Annotated in this window: 15 protein-coding genes; 7 read left to right on the top strand and 8 right to left on the bottom strand. The window is 75.0% G+C overall.

Going from position 1 to position 19,365, the window contains the following annotated elements; genetic code table 11:
- Positions 1-47 precede the first annotated feature (47 nt).
- Positions 48-1,532: an MDR family MFS transporter gene (locus M8316_RS00755; protein WP_250051100.1), complete on the bottom strand. Its 1,485-nt coding sequence runs from the start codon at positions 1,530-1,532 to the stop codon at positions 48-50.
- Between the two features lie 116 nt (positions 1,533-1,648).
- Between M8316_RS00755 and M8316_RS00750 the strand changes: the two genes are divergently transcribed.
- Positions 1,649-2,272: a TetR family transcriptional regulator gene (locus tag M8316_RS00750; protein ID WP_250051098.1), complete on the top strand. Its 624-nt coding sequence runs from the start codon at positions 1,649-1,651 to the stop codon at positions 2,270-2,272.
- A 56-nt stretch (positions 2,273-2,328) separates the two neighbouring features.
- Positions 2,329-2,763 carry an SDR family NAD(P)-dependent oxidoreductase gene (locus tag M8316_RS00745; protein WP_250051096.1) on the top strand — a complete coding sequence of 145 codons (435 nt, stop codon included), beginning with the start codon at positions 2,329-2,331 and terminating at the stop codon, positions 2,761-2,763.
- On the opposite strand, the gene M8316_RS00740 is transcribed toward M8316_RS00745, so the two are convergent.
- The gene (locus M8316_RS00740; RefSeq protein ID WP_250051094.1) at positions 2,745-3,104 is read right to left on the bottom strand and encodes a sterol carrier family protein; all 360 of its coding nucleotides are present in this window, start codon (positions 3,102-3,104) and stop codon (positions 2,745-2,747) included. The two genes, M8316_RS00745 and M8316_RS00740, sit on opposite strands and share 19 nt — an antisense overlap.
- A 20-nt stretch (positions 3,105-3,124) precedes the next feature.
- Positions 3,125-4,390 carry an MFS transporter gene (locus tag M8316_RS00735; protein ID WP_250051092.1) on the bottom strand — a complete coding sequence of 422 codons (1,266 nt, stop codon included), beginning with the start codon at positions 4,388-4,390 and terminating at the stop codon, positions 3,125-3,127.
- A 75-nt stretch (positions 4,391-4,465) separates the two neighbouring features.
- On the opposite strand from M8316_RS00735, the gene M8316_RS00730 reads away from it, so the two are divergent.
- Positions 4,466-5,086 carry an ArsR/SmtB family transcription factor gene (locus M8316_RS00730; protein ID WP_250051090.1) on the top strand — a complete coding sequence of 207 codons (621 nt, stop codon included), beginning with the start codon at positions 4,466-4,468 and terminating at the stop codon, positions 5,084-5,086.
- 10 nt (positions 5,087-5,096) lie between these two features.
- Entirely contained in the window at positions 5,097-6,479 is a 1,383-nt protein-coding gene (locus M8316_RS00725; protein ID WP_250051088.1) for a dipeptidase, read from the top strand.
- Between the two features lie 6 nt (positions 6,480-6,485).
- Here the strand turns inward: M8316_RS00725 and M8316_RS00720 are convergent, their stop codons facing one another.
- Both M8316_RS00720 and M8316_RS00715 read right to left on the bottom strand, forming a co-directional pair.
- The gene (locus M8316_RS00720) at positions 6,486-8,429 is read right to left on the bottom strand and encodes a GAF domain-containing sensor histidine kinase (RefSeq protein WP_250051085.1); all 1,944 of its coding nucleotides are present in this window, start codon (positions 8,427-8,429) and stop codon (positions 6,486-6,488) included.
- A gap of 164 nt (positions 8,430-8,593) precedes the next feature.
- Positions 8,594-10,441, bottom strand: a complete 1,848-nt coding sequence (locus M8316_RS00715; RefSeq protein WP_250051083.1) for a sensor histidine kinase — start codon at positions 10,439-10,441, stop codon at positions 8,594-8,596.
- Between the two features lie 233 nt (positions 10,442-10,674).
- Here M8316_RS00715 and purF point away from each other — a divergent pair, with 233 nt between their 5' ends.
- From purF to M8316_RS00700, 3 genes are all read left to right on the top strand, one after another.
- The gene (gene purF, locus M8316_RS00710) at positions 10,675-12,213 is read left to right on the top strand and encodes an amidophosphoribosyltransferase (RefSeq protein ID WP_250051575.1); all 1,539 of its coding nucleotides are present in this window, start codon (positions 10,675-10,677) and stop codon (positions 12,211-12,213) included.
- Positions 12,214-12,257: 44 nt separating this feature from the next.
- Complete coding sequence (gene purM, locus M8316_RS00705; RefSeq protein WP_250051082.1) at positions 12,258-13,337, top strand: phosphoribosylformylglycinamidine cyclo-ligase; 1,080 nt, start codon at positions 12,258-12,260, stop codon at positions 13,335-13,337.
- A gap of 244 nt (positions 13,338-13,581) precedes the next feature.
- Positions 13,582-13,761, top strand: a complete 180-nt coding sequence (locus M8316_RS00700) for a DUF3073 domain-containing protein (protein ID WP_250051080.1) — start codon at positions 13,582-13,584, stop codon at positions 13,759-13,761.
- A 33-nt stretch (positions 13,762-13,794) separates the two neighbouring features.
- Here M8316_RS00700 and M8316_RS00695 read toward each other — a convergent pair whose 3' ends face one another.
- From M8316_RS00695 to M8316_RS00685, 3 genes are all read right to left on the bottom strand, one after another.
- A complete protein-coding gene (locus M8316_RS00695; RefSeq protein WP_250051078.1) occupies positions 13,795-15,246 on the bottom strand; it encodes a hypothetical protein in 1,452 nt (483 codons plus the stop codon).
- A gap of 60 nt (positions 15,247-15,306) precedes the next feature.
- Positions 15,307-17,826, bottom strand: coding sequence for a hybrid sensor histidine kinase/response regulator (locus tag M8316_RS00690; RefSeq protein WP_250051076.1), 2,520 nt, complete (start codon positions 17,824-17,826; stop codon positions 15,307-15,309).
- Between the two features lie 396 nt (positions 17,827-18,222).
- Positions 18,223-19,296: a LacI family DNA-binding transcriptional regulator gene (locus M8316_RS00685; protein WP_250051074.1), complete on the bottom strand. Its 1,074-nt coding sequence runs from the start codon at positions 19,294-19,296 to the stop codon at positions 18,223-18,225.
- Positions 19,297-19,365 lie beyond the last annotated feature (69 nt).

The following is a 19,365-nucleotide window of genomic DNA, read 5'->3' as shown; positions in this document are numbered from 1 at the left end:
GCCGTGACAGCTGCTGCCGACTCGGCGGGGTGGGGGGCAGACGTGGGTCAGTGCGCGGGGACGGCGTGCTCGCCCGGCTCGGTGGCGTGCTCGGGCGCGCGGCGGATCGCGAACGAGAGCGCGAACGCGACGGTGGCGACCACGCTGGCCACGAGCAGGGCGGCGTGCAGTCCGTCGGCGGTCGCGACCGTCTCGGGGGCGCCGGCCGCCAGGGAGGTGACCTCCTGGCGGGTCAGCAGGGTGACGAACAGGGCGGTGCCGGCGGCACCCGCGACCTGCTGGAGCGTCCCGAGGATGGCGCTGCCGTGGCTGTAGAGCCGCGGGGGGACCGACGCCAGGGCGGTGGTCATCAGCGGGGTGAAGGCGAGCGCGAGACCGATCGACATCACCACGTGCATCGCGACGACGACCAGGCGTGAGGAGTCGACGTCCAGCGTGGTCATCAGCCACAGCGCGACGGCGGCCAGCCCGATGCCCGGCGGCACGAGCGACCGGGGGCCCCAGCGGTCGAACGCCCGCCCGACGAACGGGGCGAGGAGGCCGAGGCACAGGCCGCCGGGCAGCAGCATGAGGCCGGTCTGCAGGACGGAGAGCTCGAGCGCGTTCTGCAGGTACAGCGGCAGCAGCACGATGACGCCGAACAGGGCCGCGAACACGACGGCCATGAGGCCGATGGCCAGCGAGAAGGACGGGCTGGCGAAGGCGCGCAGGTCGAGCAGCGCCCGGTCCTTGAGCACGAGCTGGCGGGCGACGAACAGGGCCAGCGAGACGCCGCCGACGGTCAGCGGCACCCACAGCGGCACCAGCGGGTCGCCCTCGGCGGCCTCGCCGAAGCCGGCCAGGCCGTAGACGAGTCCGGCGAAGCCGATCGCCGAGAGCACGACGGAGAGCACGTCCAGCGGGATCGCGCGGGGCTCGGTGACGTTGCGGACCCACCGGGCGCCGGCCGCCAGCGCCACCAGGGCGATGGGCAGCACGAAGAGGAACATCCAGCGCCACGACAGCGACTGCAGGATGATGCCCGAGATCGTCGGGCCGATGGCCGGGGCCACCGAGATGACGATGGAGATGGTGCCCATCATCCGGCCGCGCCGCTCGGGCTCGACGATGGTCATCACGGTGGTGATGAGCAGCGGCATCATCACCGCGGTGCCGCTGGCCTGGATCACCCGGCCCAGCACGAGCACGCCGAAGACCGGGGCGACCGCCGAGACCGCGGTGCCGACGCTGAAGGCCGTCATCGCCACGATGAACACGGTGCGCAGCGGCAGCCGGGTCAGCAGGTAGCCGCTGATCGGGATGACCACGGCCATCGTCAGCATGAACGCGGTGGTGATCCACTGCGCGCTGGAGGCGCCGATGGCGAACTCGCGCATGAGGTCGGGCAGCGCCACGCTCATGATCGTCTCGTTGAGGATCACCACGAACGCCGAGCAGACGAGCAGCGCGACGAGTCGGCCGGTGCCGGAGGTCGAGGTGGCTGCGTCCGCGGTGGTGGCCGTGGAGGTGGGGGTGTCGGTGGGCGCGGTCACGCGGGGGTTCTCTCCTGGTCCGGGGGAGCGGTGTGCCGGTCGAGCGGCCGGCACGGGCTATCGTGTCAGTCACTGCCAACATTTCGTCAACTGACTTTTCTTCCCGGGAGGGGCGCATGACCGACGTCACCACGGCCCCCGAGCCCCTCGGCCTGCGTGAGCGGCGCCGGCTCCAGACCGAGCGCGAGATCGCCCTGGCGGCCCTCACCCTCTTCGAGGAGCGCGGCGTCGACGGCACGACGGTCGACGACATCGCCGCCGCCGCCGGCATCTCGGGCCGCACGTTCTTCCGGTACTTCGGCTCCAAGGAGCTCGCCGCGTACGTGCCCGACGTCGAGATCGACCTGGGCATCGCCGCCCGGATCGAGGCGCTGAGCGCCGACCGCCCGCTCGTGCCGCAGGTCGAGGCGCTGTGGCGCGCGGTGGTCGAGGGCCTCGGGCGGGACGAGGCGCGCTCGGTGCTCCTGCGCGTGCGGCGCCTCTCGCTGGCCGAGCCGAGCGTGCGGATGGCGGGCCTGCACCGCGACGAGCAGCGCACCGACGCGCTGGTCCAGCACCTGCTCGCCCTGTACGGGCCCGAGCGCGAGGTGGAGGTCCGGCTCGTGGTCGAGGTCAGCCTCGCCTGCCTGCGCGTCGCCCTCGACACCTGGGCGGTCGCCGCCGACCGCGGCCGCGAGGTCGACCTCGTCGCCACCTACGACACCTGCATGGCCTCGCTGCACACGCTGACCCGCGGCTGAGCCCGGACCGTGCGGAACACTCCCCACGCCGCACCCGTCGGGGGCAGACTGGGCGCGTGCACCTGCGCTGGAAGCTCGCCGTCGTCACCGACGTCGGCAGCGCCCCCGGACGGGACGCGGCCCTGCGCCTGGCCCGCGTCGGCGCCGGGCTGCTCTGCGTGGACCCGGACGTCGAGGCCGCCGAGGAGGTCGCGCGCGAGGCGGTGCGCCTGCGCGTCCAGGCCTGGACGTGGCAGGGCGACATGGCCCGCAGCGGCGACCGCGGCTGGCTCGCGGCCCGCGCGGAGGACCTGGGCGGCGCCGACCTGCTCGTCGCCGGCGGGCCCGAGGCGTGCGTGCGCGCCCTCGCGCAGCGGCTGCGGCTCGACCAGGACCTCCTGGAGGCCGCCGACCCCGCCTGCGCGGTCCGGCTGCTCACCGAGGCCGAGCCGGGGGCCGTCGTCCGCCTGCTCGACCCCGCCGCCGTGGGCGATCAGGTCAGCGGCAGGTAGCGGGTCAGGTCGGTCCGCTCGCCCGAGGCGAAGACCTTGCCGCTCGCGATCGCCTCGGACCACGGCGTCTCGCCGGTGGCGACGGCGATGAAGGTGGCGGCGTCGGTCTCGACGACCGCCGGCGGCGTGCCGCGCGTGTGCCGGACGCCGGGGATGCACTGCACCGCCGCGTACGGCGGCACCCGCACCTCCACCGAGGCGCCGGGCGCCTTCTCCTCCAGCACCGCGAGGTAGTGCTTGACCAGCAGCTTCAGCTCGGGGCGGCCGGCGCTGCCGTCGGCCACCGCGGCGCGGGCGGCGCGCACCTCGGCGAGGGAGGCGCGGCGGAGTCGAGCGGGCACGCCCCGATCGTAGGCGGCGCTCAGGTCGCGACGGTCGCCACCTCGGGGGAGGTCGGCCACTGGTCCGGGCGGGGGACGTTGCGCACCGTGCGCGACAGCGTCGGCACGAGCGCGGACAGGGCGCAGACCAGGCCCGTGGCCAGCACGGCGACGGTGCCGGGCAGCACCTCGAGCAGCAGACCTGCGAGCAGGGGCGAGAGCGGCATGACGCTCATCGAGGCGAGCTGCATCGCGGACTGCACGCGCGCCAGCAGGTGCTCGGGCGTGATCAGCGTCCGGTAGGCGCCGATGCCCGCGTTGCCGGCCGCGTTGGGCAGCAGGACGAGGGCGACGCCCGCGCCGACCACCGCCGGGTGCGGCCACAGGGCCATCGGCACGAGCAGGGGCACGGGCGTCCAGGCGATGAGCACGGTGAGGGCGCCGGTGGGCGTGCGCTCGATGATCCGCGGCGCCAGCACGGCGCCGACGATCCCGGCCAGGCCGGCGGCCGTCTCCACCAGGCCGATCCGGAACGGGTGGACCCCCAGGGTGACCAGCCGCAGGACGGCGACGCCGAACAGCGTGTTGATGGCCAGGTTGGCCGAGGCCGACCACAGTGTCAGCACCCGCATGAACGGGTGGCGCCACACGAAGACGAGCCCCTGCGCGAGCTCGTGCCGCAGCGCCCGGAGGCCGGCGGGTGCGTCCGCCTCGTCCGCGGGGCGCGAGGCCGGGCCGAGGTCGGTGCGCAGCCTCCCGAGCAGCAGCCAGGCCAGCGCGTAGGAGGCGGCGTCGGCCAGGAACGGGGCCCACCTCGTGAGCCCGTACAGCAGGCCGCCGAGCGGCCCGCCGGTCAGGGACGCCACGTGCTGGCGCGCCTGGTTGAGGCTCAGCGCCGTCGACAGCTGCTCGCGGGTGACGACCTGCCGCACGGCGGCGCTCTCGGCGGGGTCGAAGAGGCCGGCGGCCACCCCGCCGACGAACGCGACCGCCAGCAGGTGCGCCAGGTGCGGGCCGCCGACCGCCAGGGCCACGGCGAGCGAGGCGTAGCTGAGGGTGCCGGCGAGGAGGGCGCCGCGCATGAGCCGGCGCTTGTCGACCCGGTCGGCGAGCACCCCGGCCGGCAGCAGCGTGAGCACGAGCCCGAGCAGGTGGACGGCGCCGATGGTCGAGGCCAGCAGCGTGGAGCCCGTGAGGGCGTAGCCGAGGAGCGGGAAGGCGAAGGAGCTGACGCTCGCGCCCAGCTGGCTCACCGTCTGGCCGATCCACAGGAGCCGGAAGTCGTGGTGCCCGCGCAGGGAGGTCATGGCGAGGAACGTAAGTTCCGCACGCACTCTTGCGCAAGTAATGTTGCGCAATTTCTGGTGCGTATCATCCGGGGCATGCCGGAGAGCTCACCGCGACCTGCCGACGCCACCGCCCTGCGGGCGATCGCGCACCCGGTGCGCAGCCGGGTGCTCGCCGAGCTCGACGCCGTCGGGCCCATGCGCGCCGCCGACGTGGCCGCCGCGATCGGCGTGCCGGCCAACCAGGCGAGCTTCCACCTGCGCCAGCTCGCCAAGTACGGCCTCGTCCGGGAGGCGCCGGAGCACGCCCGCGACCGGCGCGACCGGGTCTGGGAGATCGTGCCGGGGATGACCGACGTGGTCGTCTCGGACGCGTCCCTGCAGCCGGGCGGGGACGCGGTGGCCCGGGTCTTCCTCTCCGCCGCGGCCGCCAAGGCGCACCGGGTGGTCGACGCGGTCTTCGCCGCGGAGCGGGAGCCCGGGGTGCAGCGCTCGGTCACCGAGGCGGCGGTGCGCCTGACCAAGGACGAGGCCGAGGCGCTCGGCCAGGAGATCGCCGCCCTCGTCGACGCCCGGGTGAGGGCCCACCGGGGGCAGGACGACGGCCGCCGCACCTACCTCCTCCACACGATGCTCCTGCCCTACCCGGAGGAGGTCGCGGGTGAGGGCGCAGGGCCCGCCGACGGCGGCGCGGGCACCGGCGCTGCCCAGGACTAGGGTCGGCCCCATGAGCAACCCTCAGAGCAGCTCCCCGAGCACCCCCCTGACCACGGAGGCCGCCCGCGCGAAGGTGGCAGCGATCCTGCCCGGCATCCGCAGCGACCTCGAGGACCTGGTGAAGATCGAGTCCGTCGGCGCCGACCCGGCCCGCCGCGGCGAGGTCGACCGCTCCGCCGAGGTGGTGCGCGCGCTGTTCGCGGCCGAGGGCTTCGACGCCGAGATCGTCTCCCACGAGGGCGGCTTCCCCGCCGTGCTGGCGCACAAGGCGGCCAAGGTGGAGGGCGCTCCCACCGTCCTGCTCTACGCCCACCACGACGTGCAGCCCGAGAACGACCACGCCGACTGGGACACCCCGCCGTTCGTCCCCACCGAGCGCGACGGGCGCCTGTACGCCCGCGGCGCCGCCGACGACAAGGCCGGCATCGCGGCCCACCTCGGCGCGATCCGCGCGCTCGGCGACGACCTGCCGGTCAACGTCACGATGTTCATCGAGGGCGAGGAGGAGCTCGGCTCCGAGACGCTGCCCGACCTGCTCGCCACCTACGAGGACCGGCTCAAGGCCGACGTCATCGTCATCGCCGACTCCGGCAACTGGGACATCGGCGTCCCCGCCCTCACCACGTCCCTGCGCGGCCTCGTCCGCATGGACGTCGAGGTGCGGACGCTGACCCACGCCGTGCACTCCGGCATGTGGGGCGGCCTCGCGCCCGACGCGCTCATCGCGCTCTCGCGCCTCATCTCCACCCTGCACACGGACGCCGGCGACGTCGCCGTCGCGGGTCTCCACGCCGGCCCCGCGGCCGACGTGGACTACCCCGAGGAGCGGCTGCGGGCCGAGTCCGGTGCCGCCCCCGGCCTGGAGTGGATCGGCACCGGCTCCGCCGTCGAGCGCCTGTGGACCAAGCCCGCGCTGAGCATCACCGGCCTCGACGCCCCCAAGGTGGACGGCGCCTCCAACACGCTCGTCCCCGCCGCCCGCGCCCGCATCTCGATGCGCGTGGCTCCCGGCGACACCACCGAGAACGCAGAGGCCTGCCTGCGCCGGCACCTCGAGCAGCACGTCCCGTGGGGCGCGACGCTCTCGATGACGACCATCGACACCGGCGAGGCGACCGCGATCGAGGCCACCGGCCCGCACTACGACGTGGCCCGCGGCGCGTTCACCGACGCCTGGGACGGCACCGAGCCCGTCGACATGGGCGTCGGCGGCTCCATCCCGTTCATCGCGGAGTTCCTGGAGTCCTTCCCGGCTGCCAGCGTGCTGGTCACCGGTGTCGAGGACCCCGACACCCGCGCGCACGGCGCCAACGAGGGCCTGCACCTGGCCGAGTTCGAGCGCGTGCTCGTCGCCGAGACGCTGCTGCTGGCGCGGCTGGGCGCCCAGGACTGACGAACCTCAGACCCCGGGGAGCACGGCGGTGAAGGTGCTGCCGTGCCCGGGGTCGGAGGTGACCTCGATCCGGCCCTCGTAGCGCTCCACGGTGCGCTTGACGATGGCCAGCCCGAGGCCGGTGCCGGGGGCGGAGGCGGCCTCGGGGTTCGCGGAGCGGAAGAACTCCTCGAACAGCCGGGCCTGGTCCTCCAGGCTGATGCCGATGCCGTCGTCGGAGACCGTGAGCGCCACCGAGGGCTCCTCGTCCTGCGTGGCGATCAGGCGCACGCGCACCTCGCCGTCGGGGTAGGAGTACTTCACCGCGTTGCCGACGAGGTTGGAGACGAGGATCTGGAGGTCCGCCGACTCCGCGCGCACCATCACCGGGTGGTCCGGCAGCGTGCCGAGCACCCGGATGCCGCGAGGTGCGGCCTGGCCGGAGGCCATCGTCACCGCGTCCGCCACGACGGCCGTGAGGTCCACCGGCGTGAGGCTGCGCAGCGAGGGGGCGCGCTCGAGCCGCGCCATGGCCAGCAGGTCGTCGACGATGCCGCGCAGGCGGTCGGAGGCGCGACCGATGCCGGCCAGCGAGCGGTCCAGCTGCTGGGCCAGGCCGGGCTCGATGCCGGGACGCGCCTCGTCGAGCAGCTCGCCCATCACGATGCCGAAGCCGATCGAGGCGGCCAGCGGGTTCTTCAGCTCGTGCGCCATGGTGCGCATCAGCTGCTCGCGGTAGCGCGAGGCCTCCTCCTCGCGCTGCCGGGCGCGGGCGGTGAGCACGGCGCGGCCGAGGTCGTGGCCGATGTCGACGGCGGCGTCGGCCTCCTCGTCGCTCCAGTCCAGCCGGCGGCAGCGGACCATCAGGACGTGGCCGAGCACCTCGTTGCCGGTGCCGACCGGCGCGACCATGAGCGACTCGCACCCGGAGGCGGCGAGCACCTCGACCAGGTGGGCGTGCTCGTCGCTGCTGAGCAGCCCGGGCGCCGAGCGCTGGGCCGAGCAGATGGCGCTGCGCTGCTGCTTCCAGCAGCGGTCGGCCAGCTCGCCGAGCACCAGCGCGGTCCGCGGCTCGAGCCAAGGCGGGGTCTCGGCGGGCTCGGTCGGCGCGTCCTCGTGGAGGTCGAGCAGCGGGTCGGCGGTGGGCCAGCCGAACGCGTCGGGCACCAGCACGTGCACCTCGTCCACGCCGAACCCCTCGCGCACGATCTCCTGCACGGCCTGGACGAGGTCGGGCAGGCGGTGCTTCTGTGCGGAGACGGTGCGGACGACGCGGCGGGTCGCGCCCGCCAGGCGCACCGCCTCGGCCAGCCGGTGCTGCTCGAGCGCGACCACGACCGAGCGGGCCGCCGCGTCCACGTGCCGGGCGATCGACGCGCGCTGGTGCTCGTCGGGGCGCAGGCCACCGATCGGCCGGTCGAGCCAGAGCATGCCCAGCAGCTGCCCGCGGGCGTCGCGCATCGGTGCCATCAGCATGTCGTAGGGCCGCCACGCGCGCGGGTGCGGCGCCTCGTCCTCGCTGCCGACGTAGATGTGCTCGGCGAACTGGAGCGCCCGGTCGTGCGGCACGAAGCGCAGGGGGCCCCAGTCCAGCGCCTGCGACATCATCCCGAGGATCTCGGAGGTGGGCGTGATGTCCCCGCGCAGCGCCTCCTCGGCGTCGGGGTCGCCGGTGACGACCACGAACTCCAGCTCCTCGGAGCTGCGGAAGAGGCTGACGGCGGAGGAGTGGAAGCCGCAGCGGTGGGCCATGCCCTCGGCGACCTCGCGCAGCGTGGCGCTCAGGTCGGTGCTGGCGTACAGGGCGGTGACGACGTCGACGGCGGGGGCCGAGACCGCGTCGACCTGCGAGGCGACGGGTACCAGGGAGGCCGGGTCGGACACGACCGGGCGCGGGCGCACGGCCGTGCCGGCGGGCGCGCCGCCGTCGCCCGACCGGGCCTGGGGTGTCGTCTCGGTGTCGTCGTTCACAACCGTGCCTGGGGGAGGGGAGCGGGGAGTGGGGGTCTTGCCAGGCTAGAAGCCTCCCCGCGGCTCCGTGAGGGGTTCCGCGGCATCCGTGCGAGTGCCACGTACGGAGTTCGCTGACACTCTCACGCCTGAGCGTGCGCACCCCCTGGTCACTGGGGTGAGGACTAGACCGGAACGGACGGGTCCGGTGTGCCCGGCAGGCGGACCCGGAAGGTGCTGCCGACGCCCAGGGTCGACTCCACCTCGATCGAGCCCCGGTGCCGCTCGACGATCCGGGCGACGATGCTGAGCCCCAGGCCGGTGCCCGGCCGCGCGAGGGCGGTGGGGTTGGTGGAGCGGAAGAACTCCGTGAAGAGACGGGTCTTGTCCTCGTCGCTGATGCCGAGGCCGGTGTCCGTGACCTCCAGCGTGCAGACGTCGCCCCGGCGGCCGAGCCGGATGCCGACCCGCCCGCCGTCGGTGGAGTACTTGACGGCGTTGCTCACCAGGTTGGCGACGACCCGCTCCAGCTCCTCGGGGTCGCCGTCGGCGACGACCGGCCCCTGCGTCGGGACGTCGGTGACCTCGATCCCGGCGCGGGCCGCCTCGACGGCGGTGATCTCCAGGACGTCGGCCACGAGGGCGCGCAGGTCGACCGGGCGGGACGCGACGGGGTAGTCCGGGTCGCCGACGCGGCCGAGCAGCAGCAGGTCGTCCACGACGCGGGTCAGGCGCCGCGAGGCCCGGCCCATCGCGGTGAGGCTGGTGCGCACGGGGCCGGGGAGGTCGTCCTCGTCCTCGAGGAGCTCGAGGTGCCCCGTCACGGCCGAGAGCGGGTTCTTCAGCTCGTGGGAGACGGTGGCGATGAGGGTGCCCTTGTACCGGTCGACGGCGCGCAGGTCCTCCAGCATCTTCTCGCCGCGGGCGAACGTGCGGGCGTTGAGGACGACGCGGCCCAGGTCGTGCCCGATGTCGAGCGCGGCCGAGGTCTCGGCGGTGGTCCACTCGGGGTCGCCGGGCTCGCGCAGGAGCACGAACGAGCCCAGGCACGTGGGGCCGGCACCGATCGGCACCAGCAGCGCCGAGCCGACCCCGAAGCGGGCGAGGTGCTCGCGGACGACCGCGAGCTCGGGCGGCTCGTCCGGCGGCGCGCCGCGCATCCGGCGGCGGGCCGGGTCGTCCCGCGGGACGCGCTCGACCTGGTCGGGGCCCACCACCCGCAGCATGGGCATGTCGGGGTCCGGCACGTGCACCTGGATGGCGAGGGTGGTCTGCGCGGCCCACGCCTCGCGCGCGGCGCGCTCGCCCAGCTCGCGCAGCTCGGGCTCGATGCCCGTGGAGGCGTCGCCGAGCACGATGCTGCTGCCCAGGTCGTCGTCGAAGACCTGCATGGTGACGCCGGAGGCCGAGAAGCCGTCGGCCAGCGCGGCGCAGCACTGGTCGACCGTCTCCTGCAGGCCGCGGTTCGCGGGGATCTGTCGGACGATCTCGCGGGCCGCCGTGGCCAGCCTGACCTGCTGCATCAGCTCGGCCCGCTCCAGCGCGAGCACGGCGGCGTGCGAGGCCTGGGCGGTGTACTCCGAGAGCACCCGGCGCTGCTCGGGGCCGGGGCGGCGACCGTCCACCGGCACGTCGATGAACAGCAGGCCCAGCAGCTCGCCGTCGGCGCTCTCCAGGGGCGCGCACAGGGAGTCCAGCGGGTGCCAGGCGTCCTCGCCCTCGAGGGGCACCAGGTCCGGCACCCAGCCCCAGGTCTCGCGCTCGAGGCGGTCGTGCGGCATGAACCGCAGCACGCCCCACTCGTCCGCGCCCTCGATCTCGGCCATCGCCAGGTGCATCGGCGTGCGGGTGCCCAGCAGCTCGGCGCGCGCGTCGTCGCTGCCGGCGACGGAGACGATCTGGAGCACGTCACCGCGGACGAGGCCGATCGCCGCGACGCCGAAGCCCGCGATCCTCGTCACACCCTCGGTGACCAAGTCCAGCATCTCGTCGCCCGGCAGCGGGGCAGCGCCGTGCGGGGAGCTGGCGGGCATGGAGGAGCCTCCTCGAGCGGCTGTGAGCGGGACGCAGGCGGACGTGGCGCGCGGGGGGACGGCAACACGTGCAGGTCAGAGTGCCCGCAACGGCCGTCCCTGGGCAATGCCTGTGCGGGCGGGCTGGACCCCTGGGGCCGGTGTGTGGCGTTCCGTGCTTCGTCGCGGTAAGGGTCTGTGGGCGTTCGGCACCTACACTGTGCGACGTGCCCAACGACTCGCGAGGCCCCCGCGTGCGCCGCGGTGACGGCCGGCTGACGGCGGCCCTCGACCCGATGGACTCCGGTCCGCAGGACGCCTGTGGCGTCTTCGGCGTGTGGGCGCCGGGCGAGGACGTCGCGAAGCTCACCTACTTCGGCCTGTACGCCCTCCAGCACCGCGGCCAGGAGTCCGCCGGCATCGCGGTGAGCAACGGGCGCCAGATCCTCGTCTACAAGGACATGGGGCTCGTCTCCCAGGCCTTCGACGAGACCACCCTGGACTCGCTCCAGGGGCACCTGGCGATCGGCCACTGCCGGTACTCCACCACCGGCGCCAGCACCTGGCAGAACGCCCAGCCGACCTTCCGCCCGACCCCGGACGGCTCGGTCGCGCTCGGCCACAACGGCAACCTGATCAACACCCACGAGCTGCGCGAGGCCGTCGACGCGCTGCCCGGCCCCTCGGACCAGCTCGACATCCCGCAGTCGCGTCAGCAGGGCCGCCAGCAGGAGGCCGCGACCAACGACACGAGCCTGGTCACCGCGCTGCTCGCGCACCACCCCGACCAGTCCATCGAGGACCGCGCGATGGAGGTGCTGCCGACGCTGCGCGGCGCCTACTGCTTCGTGTGGATGAACGAGGACACGCTCTTCGCCGCCCGCGACCCGCAGGGCATCCGCCCGCTCGTGCTCGGCCGTCTCGACCGCGGCTGGGTGGTGGCCTCCGAGGACGCAGCGCTGAAGACCATCGGCGCCAGCGTCGTCCGCGAGGTCGAGCCCGGCGAGATGATCGTCATCGACGAGACCGGCCTGCGCTCGCGCACGTTCGCCGAGCCCGAGCCCAAGGGCTGCGTCTTCGAGTACGTCTACCTGGCCCGCCCGGACGCCACGATCGCCGGGCGCTCCGTGCACCAGGCGCGCGTCGAGATGGGACGCCGGCTCGCCCGCGAGTTCCCGGTCGAGGCCGACCTCGTGATGCCGGTGCCCGAGTCCGGCACGCCCGCCGCGTCGGGCTACGCCGAGGAGTCCGGCATCCCCTTCGGGCAGGGCTTCGTGAAGAACGCCTACGTCGGCCGCACCTTCATCCAGCCCTCCCAGACGCTGCGCCAGCTCGGCCTGCGGCTGAAGCTGAACGCCCTGGAGCACATGGTGCGGGGCAAGCGCATCGTGGTGGTGGACGACTCGATCGTGCGCGGCAACACCCAGCGTGCCCAGATCCGGATGCTGCGCGAGGCCGGCGCCCTCGAGGTGCACGTGCGCATCTCGTCCCCGCCGGTGAAGTGGCCCTGCTTCTACGGCATCGACTTCGCCACCCGCGCCGAGCTCATCGCCAACGGGCTGGACGTGGACGAGATCGCCTCCTCGGTCGGGGCGGACTCCCTGGGCTACATCTCTCTCGACGGCATGGTCGAGTCGACCGGGCGCCCGATGGGCTCGCTGTGCACCGCCTGCTTCACCGGCGAGTACCCGGTGGAGCTCCCGGAGGAGAGCCAGCTCGGCAAGCACCTGCTCGAGCAGAGCCTCTCCTCGCCGACGCTCGGCCGGGCGCTGCCCGTGCTCAACAACCCCTGATCCCGACCCCGCTCATCAGCACCGGAACAGAAGAGGCTCGTGACGTGACCGAGACCAACGCCTACGCCCAGGCCGGCGTCGACATCGAGGCCGCCGACAAGGCGATCGAGCTCATGAAGGTGTGGGTCGAGAAGGCCAAGCGCCCGGAGATGATCGGCGGCCTCGGCGGCTTCGCCGGGCTCTTCGACGCCTCCGCCCTCACCCGCTACAAGCGTCCGCTGCTGGCCACCTCCACCGACGGCGTCGGCACCAAGGTCGCCATCGCGCAGAAGATGGACGTCCACGACACCATCGGCCACGACCTGGTCGGCATGGTCGTCGACGACCTCGTGGTGTGCGGCGCCGAGCCGCTGTTCATGACCGACTACATCGCCACCGGCCGGGTCGTGCCCGAGCGGATCGCGGCGATCGTCAAGGGCATCGCCGAGGGCTGCGCCCTGGCCGGCTGCGCCCTGGTCGGTGGCGAGACCGCCGAGCACCCGGGCCTGCTGCACCCCGACGAGTACGACGTCGCCGGCGCCACCACCGGCGTCGTCGAGGCCGACGACCTGCTCGGCCCGGCCCGCGTCCGCGCCGGTGACGTCGTGCTGGCGATGGCCTCCTCCGGCCTGCACTCCAACGGCTACTCGCTGGTGCGCCACGTCTTCCTGCGCGGCACCGAGGCCGGCGGCCCGGGCTGGGCGCTGGACCGCGACGTCCCCGAGCTCGGCCGCACCCTGGGCGAGGAGCTGCTCGAGCCCACGCGCATCTACGCCAAGTCGTGCCTCGACCTCGCCCGCAGCGTCGAGGTGCACGCGATGTCCCACGTGACCGGCGGCGGGCTCGCGGCGAACCTGGAGCGGGTCATGCCCGTGGAGCTCGCGGCGGACCTGGACCGGGCCACCTGGACGCCCGCGCCGATCTTCGACCTCGTGCGCCGGGTCGGCTCCGTGCCGCAGGCCGACCTCGAGGCCACCCTCAACTGCGGCGTCGGCATGGTCGCGCTGCTGCCGGCCGCCGAGGTCGAGAAGGCCACGGCCCTGCTCGCCGGCTACGGCATCGACGCCTGGGTCGCGGGCGAGGTCGTCCCCGCCGCCGAGCGCGGCGGGGCCGTGACACTCCATGGCCAGCACCCGGGTTGGTGATCCCCCTCACTCCCCGGGAGAGCCCACTCCGGGGGTGACAGGCCCCCCTCCAGCCTGCGTCCGAGCGTCACCTGCGCCGTCGTCGCGGCCTCGCGGGGTCGCGGTGTTGCTCAGGGAGCGGTCCGATCCGCCGACGGGTGTGCGTAGAGGTGGACGCAGCAGGTAACCTCCATCCCACGACTATCCGAGAGATCGCCCGGGAGCCCCTGAGGCCCCGGCCAAGCGTGCGAGGGGGCTGGACCCTATGGGCCGCGGCCGTGCAAAGGCAAAGCAGACGAAGGTCGCTCGCGACCTGAAGTACCGGAGCCACGAGACGGACTTCGATGCTCTCGCCCGAGAGCTCCATGGTGGAGAAGAGTCGGGCGCGGAGGTCGAGGACGACTCGGACGACTGGGACTACTCGGGCCCCTCCGGTCGCGACTGACCCTGCGTCAGTCTCGACCCGGCGTCCCGACGCTCAGCGTGTCGGACGCGTGCTCAGGACGAGCACCTCTCCGTGGGTGCCGTACCCGAGCACGCGCCCGCCCGCCGGCGTGCCGTTGAACGTGACGACCAGCCAGCCACCGTCCTCGTCCGGCACGAGGGTCGGCCACGGCAGGTTCGTGGGGTACGGCGCGTCCAGCGTGCCGACCTCGGTCAGGTCCAGGTCCCACACGGGGTAGCGCTCGCGCAGGCCCCGCGGGTTGTCGCGCCCGTCGCTGGCCAGCACGCGCCAGCCCGACGCCGTGCGCAGCAGCGTCGTGCCCTCCGTGGCCCGCCGGTCGGTGGCTGCCGCGCGCAGGCTCAGGTCGTCGAGCGACGGTCCCTGGGCCACTACGGGGCAGAACTCGAAGAACTTCCGTGCGCTGACGTAGCCGACGAGCCAGGTGCCGTCGTCCTCGCGCACGAGGTGGCTGTCCCACACCGCCACCGAGCGCAGCCCGTCGGTGGGCAGCGCCAGCGGTCGCGCCGCCAGCACGTGCAGGCCGGACGTCACGTCCGCCTCGGTGCGGGCGAGCACCACGCCGACCCGGGCGTCCTTCTCGTCGGGGTCGAAGTCGCCCCACGTCGAGGTGGTCACCAGCCAGGAGTCGCCGTCGCGGACCAGGTGGGTGGCGTGGTCGCCGTAGACGCCGGGCCCGCCGGTCGCCGGGTCCTGCCGTCCCTCGCGCACGAAGAACAGGTCCCCGGTGTGCGTCAGCAGCAGGTCCTCGAGGTCCAGGCGCCACACCGAGGTGTGGGCGGTGGCGAAGAAGCCGGGACCCGCCGAGGTGGCGGTGAACCACCGTGCGCCCGGCTGTGCCGGGTCGGTCCAGGCGTCGCCGGCCGCGGTGGTGACCAGCCGCAGGTCGCGCAGGCCCAGCTGACCGAAGCGCCCGGCGAGCAGGTCGCGCACGTCGCCGCGGTGGCGCAGCAGCAGCCCCGCCAGCCAGGCCGGGTCGCGGACCAGCCGGGCGCCGCCCGGCACGCTGCGCCCGAGCTCGCGCAGGTCGACCCGGGCGCGGCCGGTCCAGTCCTCGCCGGTGCCGCCCCGGGTCAGGAGGGTCACCTGCGTGCCGGTGAGCGTGAGCGCCAGAGCGACCGGCGAGCCGGCGTCCCCGCCCCGGCGGCTGGCGTGGGTGGTGGTGCCGCCCGGGCCGGTCACCTCCAGCCGGCAGCGGCCGTCCTCGACGACCCCGACCAGGCGCACGGCGCCGTCGCCCGAGGCCAGCTCCAGGTCGACGCGGCCGCGCCCCCAGGCGGGCAGTGCGACCTGCACGGCCGTGCACGCGACCTCCTGGGGCAGCGCGTGCTCGACGGTCTCGCGGCCGGACGCCTCGGCCAGCCGCACCTGCACGGCGTCCGGGCTCACGACGGCGACGGGACGACGGCGGGCGGTCTGCGCGAACGACGCACCCAGCGGGTCGGCGGCCGTGGGGCTGCTGCTCATCGCGCACACCTCATCACGGACGGGGCGGGTCCACCACCCCGGATGTCGGGGAACCGGTGCTCAGCCGACGAGGCGGCGCAGCTCGGCCAGGGCCAGCGCGCACTCGGCCTCGACGGCGGCGAGCAGCCGCTCGGCGTCCTCGGTGCCGCCGTCGGCGGCGTAGCGCTCCAGCGCGGCCGCGGTGCGGGCCAGCCGCGGCAGCCCGAGGTTGAGGGCGCTGCCCTTGATGAGGTGGGTGCGGGTGAAGGTGGCGTGGGTGTCGCCGGCCTCGACCGCCTCGCGCACGGCGGCGACCTGGCCGTCGATCCGGCCGGCGAAGGAGCGGGCCGTGCGGTCGAAGAAGCTCTCGCCGTCCTTGACCAGCTCCGCCAGCACCGCGCGGCGGTCCTGGTCGACCACGGGGTCGTGCGGGGCTGCGGGCTCCTGGGCCTCCGGGCTCTCCTCCGGCGGCTCGAGCCGCTCGCCCCGGGGGGCGGCCTCGGGAGCCGTCTCGGGAGCCGTCCCGGTGGCCGTCGCGGTGGCCGTCCCGGGGGCGGGGGCGGACGCAGCCGCGGCAGCGCCCGCGGGCACCCAGCGGCGCAGCGCCTCCTCCAGCTCGGCCGGGTCGACGGGCTTGGTGAGGAAGCCGTCCATGCCGGCGGCCAGGCAGCGCTCGCGCTCGCCGTCGAGCGCGGAGGCGGTCATGGCCACGATCGGCACCCGGGGCAGGCCGGCGACACGCTCGCGGGCGCGGACCGCCCGGGTCGCCTCGAAGCCGTCCGTGCCCGGCATCCGGCAGTCCATGAGCACCAGGTCGGCGCGCGGCTCGCTGCCCAGCGCGGCCACGGCGGCGTCGCCGTCGTCCGCCACCTCGACGGTGACGCCCAGGGACTCCAGGAGGCCGGTCGCGACCAGCTGGTTCACCGGGTTGTCCTCGGCGACGAGGACGCGGATCGCGCCCGCGGGGGCGAGCATCCGGGCGGGCCGCCGCGAGGGGGCCTCGTGCTCCTGCCCGGCGGCCCGGGCGAGCGCGGTGCGCAGCTCGAGGTGGCGCAGCGGCGTGGCGAGGGTGACCAGCACGCCGGCGTCCCGGGCCTCGCGGGAGCCGACGCCCTGGTCGGCGGTCATCAGCAGCACCGGCGGGGCGTCCTCGGTGGCGCGGACGCGGCGGGCCAGCTCGATGCCGGTGCTGCCCGGCAGCGCCATGGCGAGGAGCGCGACGCCGAAGGGGGTGCCGGCCCGGTGGGCGCGCTCGAGCACGCCGAGGGCCTCGGCGGGCGAGGCCACACCGGTGGCCTCCACGCCCCAGGCGGTGAGCTGCTCGGTGAGGACGTAGCGGTGGGTGGCGTGCTCGTCGACGACGAGGGCCCGCAGGCCGGCCAGGCCGTCCAGGGCGGACGGCTCGGGCGCCGGCGCGCTCGTGGCCGCGCGCAGGACGGCGGTGAAGGCGAACCGCGAGCCGCGCCCCGGCGCGCTGGTCACGTCGATGCGCCCACCCATGGCGCCCACCAGCTGGCGGCAGATCGCGAGGCCGAGGCCCGTGCCGCCGTGGTGCCGGGTGGTGGCGAGCTCGGCCTGGGTGAAGGCGTCGAAGAGCGAGGCCTGCGCCTCCGGGGCGATCCCCACGCCGGTGTCGCGCACGCTGACGTGCAGGTCGACCCGTCCGTCGGTGCGGGCCGTGGTGCGCGCCTCGACGACGACCTCGCCCTGCTCGGTGAACTTCACCGCGTTGGCGCCGAGGTTGGTGAGCACCTGACCGAGCCGGGTCGGGTCACCGCACAGGTAGGCGGGCACCTCGGGGTGGCAGGCCACCACCAGGCGCAGGCCCTTCTCGTGGGCCGGCCCGGCGAGCACCGCGGCCGACTGCTCGAAGACGGAGCGGACGTCGAAGTCGACCTGCTCCAGCTCCAGCGCGCCGGCCTCGATCTTGGACAGGTCGAGCACGTCGTTGAGGATCGCCAGCAGGCCCAGCCCGGCCTGCTCCACCCCGCGGGCCAGCCGCGTCTGGTGGTCGTCGAGGTCGGTGCGCAGCAGCAGCTCGTTGAGGCCGATCACGCCGTTCATCGGGGTGCGGATCTCGTGGCTCATCGTGGCCAGGAACTGCGACGTCGCCATGCTGGCCTGCTCGGCGGCCTCGCGGGCCGCGCCCAGGGCGGTGATCCGTTCCTCGCGCGCGGCCACGGCGGCGAGGGCCGGCACCACCTCGGCGAGCACGGGGTCGGAGAGCGGCACCGGGTAGTGGTCCACCAGCAGCTCCACGACGGCCGCGACACCGGGGCCGCCGAGGTGCGGGACGGGCACCCCGACGACCGCGAGGCCGGCGGTGGGGCCGGGCAGCACGGTCAGCACGGGCGCGCCGTCGGTGCGGGCCCGCTCGGCCAGCACCGGGTCCGGCACGAGGGTGGCGGTCGGGTCGGGCACCCGGGCCAGCGGCAGCCCGGGGCCGGGGTCGCGGTAGGCGCCCACGACCTGCCAGCCGCTGCCCGGCACGAGCACGGCACGCAGCGCGGCCAGCGCCTCGGTCAGGGAGTCGCAGGGGGCGAGCGCGCGCAGGAGCCGCACGGGGAGGTCGGTTGCCTCCTCGGGGCGCTGCTCCGCCACGTCCGGGACTCCTCGTCTCTCGGCCCCGAGCGACAGGCGTCCGGTCGGGGATGACGTGCATTGTGCCGCTCACGACGCCGGCCGCGCGAGCGGCACGCGCGTGCACCGTGGACGCGAGCCCGGAGGCCGCGGGTCGCGCCCCGCCCGTGAGCCCGGGTGTGGGGGCGCGACCCGCGGTCCGTCCCGTCGAACCGCTCCTGGCCGGGCACCGGAGCGCCGGTGGTGCCTGGCCAGGCAGGGGGGACAGTCGACGGGACCTGGCAGCGAGCAGCCGGGGAGGGGGGGGTCGCGCCGGGGGGGGGGCCCCCCGGGCGCCGCGCGGGGGGACGGCCCGGGGGGCCACCGGTCCGTTCGGCGTCCGCGACGGGCACCTGAGCGGCGGCCGGAGGATTTTGCCTACGCGGACGGCGGCGCGGTGCTGGCCCGCACCACGAGCGTGTGGTCGAGCACCACGTCGTGCCGGTGGGCCACCGGGTCCACGCCGCCCGGGAGGTCGGCGGCCCGGCTGCGCACCAGCGCGATCACGGTGGCGGCGGTCTCGGCGGCCTGCTCCGCCACGTGCTGGTCGACGGTGGTCAGGTTCAGCAGGTCCGCGACGGGGTGACCGTCCACGCCCATCACCGAGAGGTCCTCCGGCACCCGCAGGCCGCGCTCGTGGGCGCGGACCGCGACGGCCGCCGCCAGCTCGTCGGAGTAGGCGAAGACGGCCGTGGGCGGGTCCGGGAGGGCCAGCAGCCGGTCGAGGGCCCGGGCGCCGGCGCGCGGGCCCAGCTCCTCGGTGACCAGCAGCTCCTCGACCGGCCCGAGCCCGTGGTGGTCCATCCGCTCCCGCCAGCCGCGAGCGCGCTGGAGGTCGGCCTCCCACGGGGTCTCGTCGGTGTCGGAGGTGCGGACCATGGCGATGCGGCGGTGGCCGAGCCCGACGAGGTGGTCGACCGCCGTGTGGGCGACGGCCAGGTCGTCGACCCGGACGTGCGGCAGGTCCCGCAGCCGGCCGCCGGCCACCACGACGCGCACGCCGAGCAGGTCGAGCCGGTCGCGCTGGTCGGGGGTGAGCGGCAGGGCGGCGAGGACGACGGCGTCCACCTTGCGGCGGGCCGGGAGCTCGGCGAGGAAGCGGCCACGCTCCTGGGCCCCGTCCACCTGGTAGATCAGGGTGTCGAGGCCGGCCTCGCGCAGGTGGCCGACCAGGGCGCTGACCAGCGTGGCGTAGAACCACGGCTGGAGCAGCGGCACCACGACCGCGATGCGACCGGTCTCGCCGCGGGAGAGGTGCGAGGCCTCGGGGGAGATGACGTAGGAGAGCCGCTCGGCGACGGCCTGGACGCGGGTGCGGGTGGCCTCTCCGACGCCCGGACGGCCGCGCAGGGCGCGGGACACCGTGGCGATGGAGACGCCTGCCTCGCGCGCGACGTCGGCCATGTTCGCCGGGGTGGAGAGGTGCGAGCCCGGCTGGGGGGAGCCGTTCATCTCTCGGAGCGTATGACCTGGGACACCCTCGTGCCACCGTGCACGGCCCGGCGCGCCGTCGGTGGTCTC

The organism is Nocardioides bruguierae, assembly GCF_023554635.1.
Taxonomy (GTDB): Bacteria; Actinomycetota; Actinomycetes; order Propionibacteriales; family Nocardioidaceae; genus Nocardioides; species Nocardioides bruguierae.
Note: the sequence above shows the minus strand (reverse complement) of the source record. Positions and strands in the feature narration are given on the sequence as shown.

What these genes read in the sequence shown, in the direction of transcription:
- M8316_RS00750 (WP_250051098.1), top strand. Translation starts at nt 1,649, where the DNA reads ATGACCGACGTCACCACGGCCCCCGAGCCCCTCGGCCTGCGTGAGCGG.
- M8316_RS00735 (WP_250051092.1), bottom strand. Translation starts at nt 4,390, where the DNA reads ATGACCTCCCTGCGCGGGCACCACGACTTCCGGCTCCTGTGGATCGGC.
- M8316_RS00730 (WP_250051090.1), top strand. Translation starts at nt 4,466, where the DNA reads ATGCCGGAGAGCTCACCGCGACCTGCCGACGCCACCGCCCTGCGGGCG.
- M8316_RS00725 (WP_250051088.1), top strand. Translation starts at nt 5,097, where the DNA reads ATGAGCAACCCTCAGAGCAGCTCCCCGAGCACCCCCCTGACCACGGAG.
- M8316_RS00715 (WP_250051083.1), bottom strand. Translation starts at nt 10,441, where the DNA reads ATGCCCGCCAGCTCCCCGCACGGCGCTGCCCCGCTGCCGGGCGACGAG.
- M8316_RS00700 (WP_250051080.1), top strand. Translation starts at nt 13,582, where the DNA reads ATGGGCCGCGGCCGTGCAAAGGCAAAGCAGACGAAGGTCGCTCGCGAC.
- M8316_RS00695 (WP_250051078.1), bottom strand. Translation starts at nt 15,246, where the DNA reads ATGAGCAGCAGCCCCACGGCCGCCGACCCGCTGGGTGCGTCGTTCGCG.
- M8316_RS00685 (WP_250051074.1), bottom strand. Translation starts at nt 19,296, where the DNA reads ATGAACGGCTCCCCCCAGCCGGGCTCGCACCTCTCCACCCCGGCGAAC.